Source organism: Tateyamaria rhodophyticola (assembly GCF_047777875.1).
Lineage (GTDB): Bacteria > Pseudomonadota > Alphaproteobacteria > Rhodobacterales > Rhodobacteraceae > Tateyamaria.
Window position 1 is genome coordinate 1303283 of the sequence record NZ_CP180519.1, and the last position, 14231, is coordinate 1317513.

The window sequence follows — 14231 nt, forward strand, 5'->3', positions numbered from 1 at the left end:
GATCACGACCGTCCGCGCAGCAGACGCACCACAACGGTGATCGCGAACAGGATGATAAACAGCACAAACAGAATTTGTGCGACCCCTGTCGACGCTGCGGCAATGCCGCCAAAGCCAAAGACGGCGGCAACCAGCGCGATAATCAAAAACATAATCGACCAATAAAGCATGGCGTTTCCTTTCGTCTCAGTTCGCGAAGTCAACGTGGCCGGGACGCAGAAAGTTCCAGAATTTGCGCTGGAACAAAAATGCGGCGCGAACCGTTGGGTCAGCAACGTAAGCGTGAAAGGACACAATATGGCCAACACACAGAATACGACCGCAAAAACCGCATCAAACGGTTCGGACACATCCATGACCGCAAAAGCATCCGAGTGGGCCGATACCGCACGCCAGCAGGCAGAGACACTGCGCGACACGGTGGGCAGCGCGGCAAAAGACGGGCGCGAGGTCCTGCACAGTGCCGCACATGACCTTGAGGCCAAAGCAAAGCATGCACAGGACACCGCACTGTCCACCGTGCGCCGCAATCCCGGCCTCGCCGTGGCGGGTGCCGTCGGCTTTGGCGTCCTGCTCGGCCTCGCACTTGGCCGCCGCAACTAAACTCTGGACAGGCCAAGCGCTTGCAGAGCGTCATCGAAATCCTGGTCCACGAACGGGCGGGCAAGCATGATAACCTTGCCCGCCAGAACCGTTGTGCGTTCTCCGTTCAGCAGGATCAAACCGATGTCGTTCCGCATGCAGCTCGATATGAACGTCTTGGCCTTGGCATCCGCATGCGGAAGCAGGTTGATGGCAAGGCGAAGGGGTCGGTCGCCGGACTCGACGGCCTGAACGGCGCTCTGATAAGTGTCGACAATCGTCGCGGAGCTCCAACCGCACAGCGACAGGTACTCTTCAATATCCATGATTTCGACTGCGTTAGTGCCGACGATAAGTGCGGCACGATCCGTCATATCGCGAGGCGTCATTAAATGTTCCCGTGGCTTTGGCAGTGTCATGCCACAGTCCGGGAGACCGCGAATTAAACTGTGACATAGAAGACGGAAAAAATGTCTACCGATTGTACGAATTGCCCGCTCCGAAAACTCGACGTGTTTCACGACATGTCCGCCTCCGAAACAGCCTTTATGGAAAGGTTCAAAACCGGTGAGCTTGAAGCTCAGCCCGGAACGGAAATCATGGCGCAGGGACAATCATCTACACATCTGTTTACGTGTCTGCGCGGCATGGGCCTGCGTTTTAAGACATTGGAAGATGGGCGCCGCCAGGTCATCGGGTTCGTCTTGCCGGGTGATTTCATAGGCCTGCAGGCTGGCGTGATGTCCGAGATGGGACATTCGGTAGAGGCATCCACACGCATGCGCCTGTGTACGTTCAACCGGTCCGAATTGTGGACACTGTTCACCTCACATCCCGAACGCGCCTATGACCTCACCCGCATCGCGGCGGTGGAGGAACAGTTTCTGGGCGAAGCGCTTGCCGTGGTTGGTCAGCTTGATGCCCGCGCCAAGGTGGGATGGGCGCTGCACCGGTTCTTCACGCGCCTGAACGAGGTCAAGCTGGGGTCCGGCAACACGGTGCCGCTGCCCTACCGACAGCAGGATCTGGCCGACGCGCTTGGCCTGTCGCTGGTGCATACAAACAAAACCCTGGCGAGCCTGCGCGAAGATCAGATCGTAACGTGGTCGGAAAATCAGCTGACCGTACACGACATGGAGCGGCTGACGAAAGTGGCACGCGTCGAAGAAAACAGCATCGGGAAACGGCCACTGATCTGAGTGGTCACACCGTTTTTCACCAAAACCATGGCACGAAAAAGGCCCGTCGCGAGGGGGCGCGACGGGCCTTGGTGTGCGCGCGCGGCTGGCAGGTCACACGCGGCACATATTCGATGCCATCAGATGGCGGCGCGGCTGCCGCCCCGTGGGCCAGCAATCAGCCAAACGATGAACCCGATCAGCGGCAGGACCAGAACCAGCAGGATCCAAAGAACCTTACCGCCGGTGCTTGCGCCTGAACCGAAGATGGACACAATCGCCCAGATATTGAGGATAAGCAGGATCAGCCCGCCAATGCCTGCGACTTCGATACCCATGATATTACTCCTTTCCAGTGTTATGCAGCATCGACTTCGGTGCTGCTTTTGAGGACGCGGTCGCCGTCTTCCTGTTCGATCAGGTATGCCGGTTCGTCGTCCGTTGCGTTGCGTGTGACCTCAGTGCCCTTGATCGTCTTGGTCACTGTCTCGGTGTAGATCTGTTTGATCGTTCCGGTGCCGGAGCCTTGGCCCCAGTCCCACGCCACGCGATCGCCTGTTTGCAAACTCATTACCCACTCCTCTGATCACGCAATGCGGTGATCAATTCGTCTTTGGTCATGTCGGACCGGCCCTCAATCTCCCGCTCTTGCGCGAGCGCATAGAGGTCATCCTTGGTCCGGTCTTCGTATGAAGAACTGTCGTGATTGACGTCATCGCTTGCCTGAGCATTGGCAATGCGCGCCGCAACTTCCTTGGAGTAGCCATCCTCGCGCATTGCGTCATAGGCCTCTTCGTCCTTGATGCTTGGGCGGTTGTCGGCGGCCATGTCTTTTCTCCGTGTGAGTTACACAAAACAAACGTGCGCGGCCCGAATTGGTTCCCCTGTCAGGCGCTAAAACACGCCTCCAGCGCCTTTACCCTCTCGCGCTCGACCACAAACAACACATGCATCCCGGCCCGCAGGGTCGCATCCGCATCGGCCAGCATTTCGTCCTCGCCGTCGATCAAGGCAACCGGGCGCGCGCTTTGTGGGGTGTCGAGGTCGCGCAACGTTTTGCCATCGAGGGCTTCGGGCACTTCGACGCGCTTGAGCCGCAAGGCCCCGCTCAGGTTCAGGTCCTCCGTGACTTCGGTATCTTCTTCCAACGCACGGCAGAGCGATCTGGCAACGGTAGCGTGCGGCGTGATCGTGTCGTTCAATTCCAGCTCGCTGCACACTTCCAAAAGCTCTGGCGAAATGATCTGCGGGATCACGCGGCCAAAGCCCACGGAGCGCGCCACCAGAGCGGTCAGGATATTGTCATCCGACGCATTGGTCAGCGCGATCAACAGATCCTCCTTGTCACTGAAGGCTTCGCGCAGGACCGACGGCGACGACCCGTCCCCCTCGATCAAACCGCAATCCAGCTGCTCGCTGAGCTTTTCCAACCGGTCGCGATCCTTGTCGATCAGGACCACGTCATGACCGTGTTCGATCATCTGCTCTGCCGTGGCGACCCCGAACTTGGAGCCGCCTACAATCACAATCCGCATGGTGTCACTTTCCTTTTCTGGAACGGGCGCGGGTCCACGTGCCGGGCAGCACAAGGACCAGAACCGCAATGAATTCGAGCCGCCCCAGCCACATGCCAATCGACACGGCGATCTGTGCCGCAGGCGGCAGATCGGGGCCGATCACACCGGTCGAAAGACCCACGGTCGACAGGGCCGACACCGTGTCGAACAGGGCGGGCAACGGCGGATGGCCAAGCAGGACAAACATGGTCCACAGCAAGGCCACACTGAACGCATAGAGCAGGAGCAAGCCGAGGATCGTGACAAGGAACGTGTCCTTGACGGGATGTCCGTGATGGCGCAGCGGGCTGACCGCGCGTTCCGGCATACGCGGCAGGGCAAGCGCGTGTTTCGCCGCGCGCATCAGAATGCTGATCCGCCACAGCTTGATCCCGCCAGCCGTTGAACCGCGGTCCCCGCCGATCAGCATCACCATGACGAAAACACCCAGAAGGGCGGGCACCGCAGGCATGGGGCCGGTCGAATATCCCGCCGTGGAAAAGGCGCTGAGAAGGTTGAGGAAGGTCGCAAAGTAACCGGCGTCCGGGTCGGCAAACGGGTACAAAATCGCCAGCACGACAGCGCACACAACGGTCATCAACGCCACACGCCGCACCGATTGCGCACGCCACAACGGCGTCCCACCCCGGCGCACAGCCTGCGCAAATGCCAAGAGCGAAACGGCACCCGCCACACAGGCCGCAATCACGAGGCTTTGGACCAGCGGGTCGTAACTGGCCAGACTGTCGGATCGTGGGGCAAACCCACCCGTCGACACCGCAGACATCGCCAGCACCAACCCCTCGTCCCCGCGCCTAAGCGTCAGTGCAATCGCCACCGCGAACACCACGGTGATCATGACATACGCGCCCAGCAATTCCCGCGCCTGGCTACGGGCCGACTGGATGCGGTTGCGCTGATCAAGACCGGCTTTGCCCAACGTGCGGGCCGCCGGCCCCGGTCCCAGCACCAGCGCAAGCACCGCCGTCGCCATCGCGAGGCCGCCGATCCACTGCATCCACGACCGCAACACATGCGCCGAAAATGGCCAGCTGTCCGGATCACGCGCCATCGACAGACCTGTTGTCGTGATCGCGCTCATCCCCTCGAAAAACGCCGCCGCAACCGGCAGGCCAAGCGCCATGAACGCAGGCACGGACAAAAGCGCGGCGGTCAGGAACAACAGGGCGATGGACACCATCGCTTCGACCCCCCGCAGATCATCAGGCAATGGCTTGCGCCACACCGCAAGCACCGACAGGCATCCCAGCAGGACCGGGATGCCCAACATCAATGCCAACCTGTGTTCGGCGTCCCACACGGCCCAAATCATGGGCGGTGCGAATAAAAGCACGGCCAGACCCCCATGTTTTGCCATGACAAGCGCGAGGGTCGCGGGGCGCGCGCGTTGCAGCAGGGTATCGCCACCCTGACCCTTCACCTGTGCCACGCGCGGTTACTCCGCAGCGTCCGGCACGGCCCGAACGGGCAACGGTCCATTGACCGTCAATGTCCGGTACGGGAACGGAATTTCGATACCTTCATCGTCGAGGGCCCGCTTGATCGCGGCAACGACCTTGTCGCGGCTGGCGCGAATGTCCACCGGCTCGGACCCGGTCCACCACGCCACCTCGAAATCAATGGAACTTGCGCCAAAGGATTTGGCGAACACCTGAATGTCGCGTACGTCATCGCGCACCATATCAACTGCGCGCACGGCCTTGGCGATCACGTCACGCGCCGCGTCCACATCTTCGCCATAGGCGACACCAACGATGATCTCGGTCCGGCGAAACGCCTTGTCCGTGCGCACCGTGACCGCGTTGTGGAAAAGTTGTGCGTTCGGTACGACAACCAACTGCCCGTCCGTCTGGCGGATATGCGTGTCGCGAATGGTGATCGCTTCCACCTTCCCCTCGGCCCCATCGCATTCCACGTGATCACCGATCTGAAACGGCTCCCGCAGCAGGATGAGAATCCCGGCCAGAAAATTCTCGAACGTGTCCTTGAAGGCAAAGCCGATGGCCACCGACCCAAGGCCCAGCGTCGTCAACGCCCGACCCGGCGTGATCGTCGGAAACACGACCGTCAACGCGATCAATATACCGGCCAGCCAGATGGTCGTGCCCGACAGCAACTGCAGCACGTCAATCAGGTTGCGCCGCAGTTTCGCGCGCGATCCGATCCGGCGCACCAGCGCACGAAACCCATACGCAACCAGCGCCGTCATCAGAAGAACCAACAGCGCAATACCGATGCGCGGGACGGCCGCAACCCCCGCATCCAACCAGCCAGAGAGCTGTTCCAAAAGCGGTGCGGTGACGGCGGCGGGCAACACGTTTTCAATCTGTTCCATGGGCCACCAACGCGCCCTGCGCCCAAAGGTTCCGCACCACGGCGGAACAATCAGGCCGGGCCACGCGTTGGTCTGCCGCAACGGGCATGTGCCCGCACATACGGAGATTTTCATGTCAGCGCATTCAGACCCGTCCGACCTCATTGATCACACAGAAGAGGCGGACGCCGTGGATGAGGTGGCACATCTTTCTCCGAAACTCATTTTCGAAGCGATCCGCCGCAATGGCGAAGAGGAACTGGAGCGCCCGAACCGCGCCCTGTGGTTCTCGGGCATTGCCGCCGGTATCCTGATTTCGTTTTCCGTTCTGGGCGAAGCGATCCTGCGCGCGCGCCTGCCCGATGCCGACTGGCGCTATATCATCGAGAACATGGGGTACACGTTCGGCTTCATGCTGGTGATCCTCGGGCGCATGCAGCTTTTCACTGAAAACACGATCACGACGGTCGCGCCCGTGCTGGTCGAACGATCCGGCTCCTGCCTGCGCCGGACGGCGGAGTTGTGGACCATCGTCATGGCCGCCAACCTCATCGGTGCGTTCGCGGTGGCGACATTCCTCGCCTATACCCCGGTTCTTGCCACGGACGTCGCCACCGCATTCCAGGAGCTGAGCAAGCACGCAACCGGCATGCCCGCGGGCGAAGGGTTCATGCGCGGCATTCCGGCAGGCGTGTTGATTGCCGCGCTCGTATGGATGCTGCCCACCGCCAAGGGCAGTGAGGTTCCGCTGATCTTTCTGTTCACGTGGCTTATCGCGCTTGGGGATTTCACGCACATCGTCGCGGGATCGGTCGAAATGGCCTATCTGGTGGTACAGGGTGATCTTGGCGCCGCGCAGGCCGTGTTCGGGTTCTTTTTCCCGGTGCTGGCCGGGAATGTCGTGGGCGGGACCGTAATCTTTACCCTGCTCGTCTGGGCGCAGATCGTGCCAGAAGTGCACCCCGAGCCATAAAGAACCATCCCGGAAACGAAAAACGCCGCGACATGGGCTACATGTCGCGGCGTTTTCTGTTGAAGGACGCGCACTCAGTGATCGGGCGCATCCTTGGCCAATGTGGACTTTGGTGCGTTCGCATCCTCGATCCGGTCCTTGGTCGCCTGACGGCTGACAAGGGCCCAGATCAGGACCGCGCCTGCGGTCAGTCCAAACAGAATTGCAATAATCGGAATATCCATGGGGGTCTCCTTTACTCGGTAACGGTTGCAGGTGCTTCGGTCAGCGCCGCATCGTCGTCAGGCGCCATCTGCGCCAAGAAGATGAACCCCAGGATGCCCACGAGTACGACCGTAATACCGATCAACGACGGACGGTGATACCAAACCTGCTTGCGGATATTTGTGTCAGGTGCGGACATTGGACTTCTCCTCTTGATGACTCTCTGAAGGAACAACTGCCATCAGGCGGCAAACGTTCCATTTTGCCGGTTTGACGAAAAAATCGGACGCCGCGTGGAACCAATCCTGTGCAATGCGGTTTATCTCACAAGCAGCATGACGCTGCAGTAACGTACTGATTTGAATGGAGGTTCTACCATGAAACGCGCTTTTGCGTCCGTACTCGCCTTGACTATTGCCACCCCGCTGATCGCTGGCAACGACGCCACGATGGAAAGCACGGATTCCGCCTATGCCGACGGCCCGATCGTGATGGATGACAAGTGGAAGGCCGAAGATCTGGCAACCTTTGACGCACCGCAGATCGAGCGTGAGGGCTGGGTTGTTGCAGACGCCACCGAGATGACCACCGAAGAGCTGACCGGCATTCGCGTCTATGATGCAAATGACGAATGGATCGGTGAAATCGACAACGTCATCGTCTCCACCGAAGGCTCCATCGAAGGCGCTGTTCTGGGTGTGGGCGGCTTCCTCGCCATCGGTGAGAAAGACGTGCTGGTCGACTTCGACAGCCTGACCATCAAGCAGGAAGCGGACGGTGAGGACATGCGCGTATACGCCAGCATGACCGAAGAGCAGCTCGAAGCGCTGCCTGCCTACGAATCCTAACGAAAAACGGGGGCTGACCCCAACTGTCGGCCCCCATTCTTCCCTCGGTCAGGTATCCCCTGTCCGACACACGGTGCGCTGTATCCTCCCCGGCAGCGCACCGTTTTTTGTGTCTGCACACTCCAATGACGACGTCCCGCACCTGCGCCACGCGAAAGATCGCAGGGAACCAAAGGCCGGTTGCGTTGGTTACTTTGTTAACTGGCCCGAACGGCCACGCCCCCGGATCAAGAGGAGATGTCTCATGAGCGAACCAGCTTCGAACACCGCCCTGAAGGATGAAATCACCGCCGCAGGCCGGCAGATGGCCGACGACATCAGTGAAACGGCAACGCAGCAGGCGCACGCGCTCAAGGCCGACGCCGCCAGCGAGGTATCCGCCGTTGCCGACGCCGCCGAAGCGGCCCGTGACAGCCTGCCCGAAAACCACGTCGCGGATCCCGTTCTGGATCAGGCCGTGCACGCGCTCGGCCAGGTTGCGGAACATCTGAAGACCGCCGACATTGACGCCCTCACCCGTCAGGCCAGCGACTTTGCCCGCCGCAATCCCGCCCTCGTTCTGGGCGGTGCGGCACTGGTCGGATTTGCCGCCGCACGGTTCCTCAAGGCGGGCCCCCATCCGGACACATCCGCAACGGCGCATGATCCATGGGCCAACCATCTGGAGCGGTCGTGATGCATTTGAACACGTCCCCTTTGGCGCAGCTTGAGAACGCCGCCGCACATCTGCGCGGCCTTCTCGTTCACGAATGGCGCATGGCACGCGTCGAGATGGCGCAAAACCTGCGCGCTGCACGCACCGGGCTGATCCTCGCTGCGATGGGCGTGGCCGCTGCCTTTTGCGCGTTCGTCGCGCTCACCGCGGCACTGTTTCTCGGCCTTGCCGCGTTCGGTCTGCCCACTTGGCTTGCGGCGCTCGCAACTGGCGGAGCGTTCCTGCTCATCTCGGCACTTGCCCTCTGGCTCGGGCTGAGCCGCGTGTCGCCCAAGGCGCTCGCACCAACGCAGACCGCCGAACACGCCGCTGAAACCATTCGCCTTGTCACGGAGAAAACCCATGTCTCGTAATTCAATTGATACCGCGCGCAGTCAGGCAAACGCCCACCGCGAAGGGCTGACCGCAGCACTTGGCGCATTGCTCAGCAACCGCGCGCCGGACGCCGCCGGTCATGCCGCCGCGGCCCAGATGGGCGATGTGGCGCGCACCGTCGTGGCGCGCGCCCGCGCCAACCCGCTCAGCGTGGCATTTGTCGGCGCAGGCCTTGCTCTGATGGCGATGCCGCAACGACAGCATGACGCGCCTGCCCCCGCACCCAGCGCATCCGCGCCCCTGACCGGCGAGGCGGACGCGCGCATGGACCGCGCCACCAAGCGCCACCAGCAAGAGGCGCGCATCCGTGCCAATGCGGTGGACATCGGCCCGGGCCGGGCGCAGGCGCTGCGGATCAAGCTGGACGCCGGGCTCGACCGGCTCAGCCCCGAGGCGCGCGCCAAGGTGCGCCAGGCCCGGCTGCATGCCATCGCGGCGCAAGACAAGCTGGAAAAACATGCCGCAAAACTCGCGACATCCGCGCAGCGCACGCATCAGGAACGCCCACTCGCCACGGCGCTCGTGGCAGCTGGCATTGGCGCGCTGGTCGGTGCAGCCCTGCCCGGCACCCGCCGGGAGGCCGAGTTGCTCGGTGCCAAGCGCGACCAGCTTCTGCGCGAGGCCGAAGCGGTGCTGCGCGATGAGATCGCCGCCCTTGAGACGCGCGGCAAGGCTGCCGTTGATTCCGGCATGTCCGCGGCCCGAGAGGCGCTGGGCGCGCCCGAAACACGCGGCGGCGCCGCTCATGGCTGAACGCCCCTACACTGATCTGGCGGACCTGCGAACGGTCTGCCAGATCACAATCGCAGCAATCCTCATCGTGGGTGCCCTGAAACTTGGTCAGGCGGTGCTGGCACCCGTGGTGCTTGGCCTGACACTGGCCACTGTCCTGACGCCCGCCATGCGGATGATGGCCCGCCTAAACGTGCCCCACGCCGTGGGCGCACTTGGCGCGCTTGTGATTGCAATCGTGTTGACCGCGCTGATCGCGCTCTGGGCCGGTCCGATCATGATGGAACTGGTCAACGCACTGCCCCGCGTCTCTGAACACCTGCGCAGCTGGATGTCGGACCTGACCCTTGCCCTGCGCGGCCTCGAAGCGCTCGAAGGGCAACTCGCCGAACGTGGCGAAGAGGCCATGGAAGAGGCGATGCCCACGGTGATTGACGCCCTGTGGCTCGCGCCGAACATCATGGCCCAGGCGCTCATTGCCCTCGGCACCCTGTTCTTCTGCCTGCTCACCCGCAGCGATATCTACACGTGGCTCGGCCCCAGGATCAGCGCCCGGCTCCTTGCGGCGGATCGCGCCGTGTCCCACTACTTCATTACGATCACCGCCGTGAACGCCAGCCTTGGCGTCGCCGTCGCCATGGCGCTGACGGTGATCGGCATACCGGATCCCATGGTCTGGGGCGCTGCGGCATTCCTGTTGAACTTCATTCTGTATCTTGGACCCGCCGCGATGGTCGTATCGCTCCTGATTGCGGGCATGACCCAGTTTTCGGGCGGCATGGTTCTGGTGCCACCGGCGATTTTCCTGACCCTCAATCTGATTGAGGCGCAATTTGTCACGCCGACTTTCGTGGGACGGCGCCTGTCGCTCAATCCGCTGGCGGTGTTCCTCGCCATCGTGTTCGGCCTTTGGCTGTGGGGGCCCGTGGGCGGCATCGTGGCCCTGCCCATTCTGGTGTGGACCTATGTCCTGATCACCGAAACCCACAATGCATCGCACCCCGTAACCGCAAAGGCCGCGTAGCGCGCCCGGTGACGCAGGGCCGCGCCCCTACATGTCGCGCGTCGGGCACAGCACGGTAACGGCGAATTGCCCCCGCGGATCGGTTAGCATCTTGTCGATCTGCCACCCGGCGGCGTGCACAAGCGCCGTCAGGCTGGCTTGAGTGTATTTGCGCGCAGCACTCACATGGATTGGCTCGTCCGCGTCAAAGCGGACGCTGACATCCCCGATCCGTACCACCTGCGCGCGCTGTGACACCAACTGCATGTCGATGCGCGCCAGGGCGCTGTCCCATGTCGCGCGATAGGCAAAGGCATCCAGATCGAAATCCGCCCCCAATTCCATGTTCATCCGGCGCAGGATGTTCTTGATGAACGCCGCCGTCACACCGCTGGCATCGTCATAGGCCGCGACGAGGGTGTCCGGTGCCTTCACCAGATCGGCCCCGAGGATAAAGCGCTGCACATTGCCCCAACTGTGCGCCCGCGCCAGCAGGTCGCGCGCCGCCTCCGGCTCCAGATTGCCGATCGTCGAACCGGGAAAGAACCCGACCTTGGGCACGGGAACGATACGGTGCGGCAGCTCCACCGGCTGCAGGAAATCCGCAACCACCGGGACCACGTCAAGCCGTTCATACCGCGCGCGCAGCGTGTCTGCGGTCTCAAACAGGAACTGCGCCGAGATGTCCAGCGGCACAAAGGCACCAAAATGCACCCCCTGATCCAGCAAGAGCTGCGTCTTGATCGACGCACCCGCACCCAGCTCGACCAGCGCGCCGCCCTCCGGCACGCACGAGGCGAGGTAGGCCGCATGCTCGCGCAAAATCCCGGTCTCTGTCCGCGTCGGGTAATATTCCGGCAACCCGGTGATCTGCTCGAACAGGGCACTGCCCGCATGATCATAAAGCCACTTGGGGCTCAGATGTTTGTTCTGCGCCGTCAGACCGGCCACCACGTCTTCGTAAAACTGGTCGGTCACGGTGGGCTGATCCATCAGCGCGCTGTCACGTTCCCCGTACATCAGGCCACGTCCCGCGCAAGGCGCAGCCCCATCATCTGCCAGCGCTGGTGCGGATAGAAAAACGTGCGGTAGCTTGCCCGCATCTGTTCGCGCGGGGTCGCACAGGACCCGCCCCGCAGCACACGCTGATTGACCATGAACTTGCCGTTGTATTCACCCAGCGCACCCTCAGGGGCGCGGAACCCCGGATACGGGGCGAAATCCGACGCGGTCCATTCCCACACATCGCCCCAGACCCCCGGTCCCGGCAGTGGCCGCAGCGCGCCTGTATCGCCCGCATCGCCCATCAAGTTGCCCGCAATCGGTACGTCCCGGAACGCGGTTTCGTGCTCCGCCTCTGTCGGCAACCGCGCACCGGCCCAACGGGCGAACGCCTCCGCCTCGTAATAGCTGACATGCACAACCGGCGCATCCAGCGCCACGGGTTGCGCCCCCCGCAAGGTATAGGTCCACCACGCGCCATCCTGTTGCCACCAATAGAGCGGATGCGCCCAGCCTTCGCGCTGTGCCACCGCATGCCCTTCCATCAGCCACAGCCGCTGATCCGCGTACCCACCATCCTCCATGAACGCGATCCAGTCGCGATTGGTCACCGGGCGGTCCGCCAACTCGTACGGGTTCAGATACGTCTTGTGCCGCGGCCCTTCGCAATCATAAGCAAACCCCGCCCCATCATGCCCGATCTCGACCAGCCCCCCGTCATACCGGGAAAAGGTCAGCGCCTGCTCCGACGTCACGGGAAGCGGTTCGGGATCCTTGTAGACCGGCAACAGCGGGTTAAAGCTGAACCCGTGCAGCAGGTCCGTGACCAGCAATTCCTGATGTTGCATCTCATGGTGACAGCCGAGCTCAACCAGGCCCGCGATGTCATCGGCATCCCCCCGCGCCGCCACCAGCACACGGGCCAGGCTGTCTTCGACATGCGCCCGGTAGTCGCGCACCGCCTGCCCCCCCGGACGGGACACCAAACCGCGCCTGTCGCGCGCATGACGCGGCCCCGCCTGCGTGTAGTAGGAGTTGAACAGAAACGCGAAACGGTCGTCCGGCGAGACATAGCCCGGCACCCGCGGCTTCAGAATAAACTCTTCAAAGAACCACGTCGTGTGTGCCAGATGCCACTTCACCGGCGACGCGTCCTCCATGCTTTGCAGCATCGTGTCCTCGGGTGACAGAGGCGCGGCCAGCGCATCGGTCCGCATCCGGGTCCGCGTGAACAGCTCCAGCGCCTCGTTCGGGGCAAGCGATGTAAGGGGGGCGGTCATGCGGTGGTCTCCTTCATGCTGTGCCGCGTGAGGTAGCGCGCGTTGCGCGGTCTGCGAGACGGCAGGCAAACGGTCGCTCGGTCCACTCGTTCAACAGGCATGCGGCGTCCTCTTCATCGCGCCGATACACAGGCGGTCCGGCTGAGGCTCCATAGGTAAAAGTCCCGCTGCGCCATGACGAAACACGTTCGCGTGCGCAGTCGTGATCGCACCCGGCGGCACATGCAAACCACCCGCCTGCACCGCTCCGGCAGACAGGATCCCGACACTGACCATGGCGATCACAAAGCTCTGCACGACGCGCCTCCGTTTGCAAAAGACCGGCGCATCCTGCGCCGCCCGGCATAAGATTAGCGCTTTGATTTTTCATGCGATGCAGCAAATATGCGATCAGACCGGATCGAAAACGATCCATGGGCAAGAGGGCTGGCAATGAACTGGGACCAGATGCGCATCATGCTCGCCATCCACCGCGAGGGCAGCCTGCGCGGCGCCGCTGCCGCGCTCAACGTCAATCACGCCACCGTGGCGCGGGCGCTCGAAGGGGCCGAGGCCGGGCTTGGCACGCGGATCTTCGACCGCTCCGCACGGGGCCTGACCCTGACCGAACCGGGCGAAACGCTGCTGCCCTTCGCCCAAGAGATGGAGCGCCAGATGCTCGAGGTGCAACGCCGCCTCACCGGCCTCGACAGCGACCCGACCGGCACCGTCCGCGTCAGCATGCCGCCCTCCTTCGGCCAGGGGTTTCTGGCCGATATCCTGACCGCCTTCACCAAAGCCTACCCTGACATCCGGATCGACGTGATCGCGACAAACCGGATATCGGACCTGTCGCGGCAAGAGGCGGATGTTTCCATCCGTGCCGCACGGCAGATCGACGATGACCTCGTGGGCCGGCGGCTTGTCGACTATGTCAGTGCAGCCTTTGCCACACCCGACTACATCGCCGCGCACCCGACGCTCGCAGAGACCGAAGGACGGGGCGCGCACTGGATCGGGTGGGGCCGCAATGATGCCTGGATCGCAAACAGCCCCCTGCCCCGCGCGACCGCACGCCACGGCCTGCCCGAAGTGTTCATGCAGATCGAAGCGGCGTCGAAAGGGCTGGGCATGGCCTTCGTGCCCGCCTTTCTCGGCGACGCGCATCCGAGCCTTGTGCGGATACCAGACCTGCCGGTCCAGGCGGACCGGTCACTCTGGGTGCTGCTGCATGGGGACTTGCGCCGCACCGCGCGGGTCCGCGCCTTTGTCGACTTTGTCGCGGACTGGATCGTCACCCGGCGCAGCCTGTTCACAAGTTAGCCCGACGGGTGGTGCGACGCCGCGAATGCAGTATGCTGCATCACAGGACGGCAACGGCGGGATGACGATCATGGGCTGGAAATTTGACTGGCATCCGCCCCGCGCACGCCGCCACAAACCGCCCCCCGACACAGCAGGACGCGCAT

The 14231-nt window shown here is 62.7% G+C and carries 22 protein-coding genes; 9 read left to right on the forward strand and 13 right to left on the reverse strand.

Annotated features, from left to right (window positions below; all coding sequences use genetic code 11):
• Window positions 1–2 precede the first annotated feature (2 nt).
• Window positions 3–356, reverse strand: coding sequence for a DUF1328 domain-containing protein (locus ACERHN_RS07985; protein ID WP_415922106.1), 354 nt, complete (start codon window positions 354–356; stop codon window positions 3–5).
• Between ACERHN_RS07985 and ACERHN_RS07990 the strand changes: the two genes are divergently transcribed.
• The gene (locus ACERHN_RS07990) at window positions 355–603 is read left to right on the forward strand and encodes a DUF883 family protein (RefSeq protein WP_415922107.1); all 249 of its coding nucleotides are present in this window, start codon (window positions 355–357) and stop codon (window positions 601–603) included. The two genes, ACERHN_RS07985 and ACERHN_RS07990, sit on opposite strands and share 2 nt — an antisense overlap.
• Here the strand turns inward: ACERHN_RS07990 and ACERHN_RS07995 are convergent.
• Window positions 600–956, reverse strand: a complete 357-nt coding sequence (locus ACERHN_RS07995; RefSeq protein WP_415922108.1) for a hypothetical protein — start codon at window positions 954–956, stop codon at window positions 600–602. The genes ACERHN_RS07990 and ACERHN_RS07995 overlap by 4 nt on opposite strands.
• A 174-nt stretch (window positions 957–1130) precedes the next feature.
• On the opposite strand from ACERHN_RS07995, the gene ACERHN_RS08000 reads away from it, so the two are divergent.
• On the forward strand, window positions 1131–1781 hold the full coding sequence (locus ACERHN_RS08000) for a Crp/Fnr family transcriptional regulator (RefSeq protein WP_415922705.1): 651 nt from the start codon (window positions 1131–1133) through the stop codon (window positions 1779–1781).
• Window positions 1782–1900: 119 nt separating this feature from the next.
• Here ACERHN_RS08000 and ACERHN_RS08005 read toward each other — a convergent pair whose 3' ends face one another.
• From ACERHN_RS08005 to ACERHN_RS08030, 6 genes are read right to left on the reverse strand one after another with little or no spacing between them, the layout of a single operon-like run.
• On the reverse strand, window positions 1901–2098 hold the full coding sequence (locus ACERHN_RS08005) for a PLDc N-terminal domain-containing protein (RefSeq protein ID WP_415922109.1): 198 nt from the start codon (window positions 2096–2098) through the stop codon (window positions 1901–1903).
• A gap of 20 nt (window positions 2099–2118) precedes the next feature.
• Window positions 2119–2331 (reverse strand): DUF2945 domain-containing protein, encoded by a 213-nt coding sequence (locus tag ACERHN_RS08010; protein ID WP_415922110.1) that lies wholly within the window; start codon window positions 2329–2331, stop codon window positions 2119–2121.
• Window positions 2331–2588: a Rho termination factor N-terminal domain-containing protein gene (locus ACERHN_RS08015; RefSeq protein ID WP_415922111.1), complete on the reverse strand. Its 258-nt coding sequence runs from the start codon at window positions 2586–2588 to the stop codon at window positions 2331–2333. The genes ACERHN_RS08010 and ACERHN_RS08015 overlap by 1 nt, the downstream gene beginning before the upstream one ends.
• Before the next feature lie 59 nt (window positions 2589–2647).
• Window positions 2648–3295 carry a potassium channel family protein gene (locus ACERHN_RS08020; protein WP_415922112.1) on the reverse strand — a complete coding sequence of 216 codons (648 nt, stop codon included), beginning with the start codon at window positions 3293–3295 and terminating at the stop codon, window positions 2648–2650.
• Window positions 3296–3299: 4 nt separating this feature from the next.
• A complete protein-coding gene (locus tag ACERHN_RS08025; RefSeq protein WP_415922113.1) occupies window positions 3300–4766 on the reverse strand; it encodes a TrkH family potassium uptake protein in 1467 nt (488 codons plus the stop codon).
• 6 nt (window positions 4767–4772) lie between these two features.
• On the reverse strand, window positions 4773–5672 hold the full coding sequence (locus tag ACERHN_RS08030; protein WP_415922114.1) for a mechanosensitive ion channel family protein: 900 nt from the start codon (window positions 5670–5672) through the stop codon (window positions 4773–4775).
• 112 nt (window positions 5673–5784) lie between these two features.
• Between ACERHN_RS08030 and ACERHN_RS08035 the strand changes: the two genes are divergently transcribed.
• Complete coding sequence (locus ACERHN_RS08035) at window positions 5785–6624, forward strand: formate/nitrite transporter family protein (protein ID WP_415922115.1); 840 nt, start codon at window positions 5785–5787, stop codon at window positions 6622–6624.
• Between the two features lie 74 nt (window positions 6625–6698).
• Here ACERHN_RS08035 and ACERHN_RS08040 read toward each other — a convergent pair whose 3' ends face one another.
• Window positions 6699–6848, reverse strand: coding sequence for a hypothetical protein (locus ACERHN_RS08040; RefSeq protein WP_415922116.1), 150 nt, complete (start codon window positions 6846–6848; stop codon window positions 6699–6701).
• Window positions 6849–6859: 11 nt separating this feature from the next.
• Window positions 6860–7027, reverse strand: coding sequence for a hypothetical protein (locus ACERHN_RS08045; RefSeq protein WP_415922117.1), 168 nt, complete (start codon window positions 7025–7027; stop codon window positions 6860–6862).
• A 178-nt stretch (window positions 7028–7205) separates the two neighbouring features.
• Between ACERHN_RS08045 and ACERHN_RS08050 the strand changes: the two genes are divergently transcribed.
• The 5 genes from ACERHN_RS08050 to ACERHN_RS08070 all read left to right on the forward strand — a co-directional run bounded on the left by ACERHN_RS08050 (window position 7206) and on the right by ACERHN_RS08070 (window position 10522).
• Window positions 7206–7676, forward strand: coding sequence for a PRC-barrel domain-containing protein (locus ACERHN_RS08050; protein ID WP_415922118.1), 471 nt, complete (start codon window positions 7206–7208; stop codon window positions 7674–7676).
• 244 nt (window positions 7677–7920) lie between these two features.
• Window positions 7921–8352: a hypothetical protein gene (locus ACERHN_RS08055; RefSeq protein ID WP_415922119.1), complete on the forward strand. Its 432-nt coding sequence runs from the start codon at window positions 7921–7923 to the stop codon at window positions 8350–8352.
• Window positions 8352–8744 carry a phage holin family protein gene (locus ACERHN_RS08060; RefSeq protein ID WP_415922120.1) on the forward strand — a complete coding sequence of 131 codons (393 nt, stop codon included), beginning with the start codon at window positions 8352–8354 and terminating at the stop codon, window positions 8742–8744. Before ACERHN_RS08055 ends, ACERHN_RS08060 begins: the two co-directional genes overlap by 1 nt.
• On the forward strand, window positions 8734–9519 hold the full coding sequence (locus tag ACERHN_RS08065; RefSeq protein WP_415922121.1) for a hypothetical protein: 786 nt from the start codon (window positions 8734–8736) through the stop codon (window positions 9517–9519). The genes ACERHN_RS08060 and ACERHN_RS08065 overlap by 11 nt, the downstream gene beginning before the upstream one ends.
• A complete protein-coding gene (locus ACERHN_RS08070) occupies window positions 9512–10522 on the forward strand; it encodes an AI-2E family transporter (protein WP_415922122.1) in 1011 nt (336 codons plus the stop codon). Before ACERHN_RS08065 ends, ACERHN_RS08070 begins: the two co-directional genes overlap by 8 nt.
• Before the next feature lie 27 nt (window positions 10523–10549).
• Here the strand turns inward: ACERHN_RS08070 and egtD are convergent, their stop codons facing one another.
• The 3 genes from egtD to ACERHN_RS08085 form a co-directional block, all read right to left on the reverse strand.
• Entirely contained in the window at window positions 10550–11521 is a 972-nt protein-coding gene (gene egtD, locus ACERHN_RS08075; RefSeq protein ID WP_415922123.1) for an L-histidine N(alpha)-methyltransferase, read from the reverse strand.
• Complete coding sequence (gene egtB / locus ACERHN_RS08080; protein WP_415922124.1) at window positions 11521–12783, reverse strand: ergothioneine biosynthesis protein EgtB; 1263 nt, start codon at window positions 12781–12783, stop codon at window positions 11521–11523. The genes egtD and egtB overlap by 1 nt, the downstream gene beginning before the upstream one ends.
• A gap of 90 nt (window positions 12784–12873) precedes the next feature.
• Window positions 12874–13080 (reverse strand): hypothetical protein, encoded by a 207-nt coding sequence (locus ACERHN_RS08085; RefSeq protein WP_415922125.1) that lies wholly within the window; start codon window positions 13078–13080, stop codon window positions 12874–12876.
• A 135-nt stretch (window positions 13081–13215) separates the two neighbouring features.
• Here ACERHN_RS08085 and ACERHN_RS08090 point away from each other — a divergent pair, with 135 nt between their 5' ends.
• Window positions 13216–14085 (forward strand): LysR family transcriptional regulator, encoded by an 870-nt coding sequence (locus ACERHN_RS08090; protein WP_415922126.1) that lies wholly within the window; start codon window positions 13216–13218, stop codon window positions 14083–14085.
• Window positions 14086–14231 lie beyond the last annotated feature (146 nt).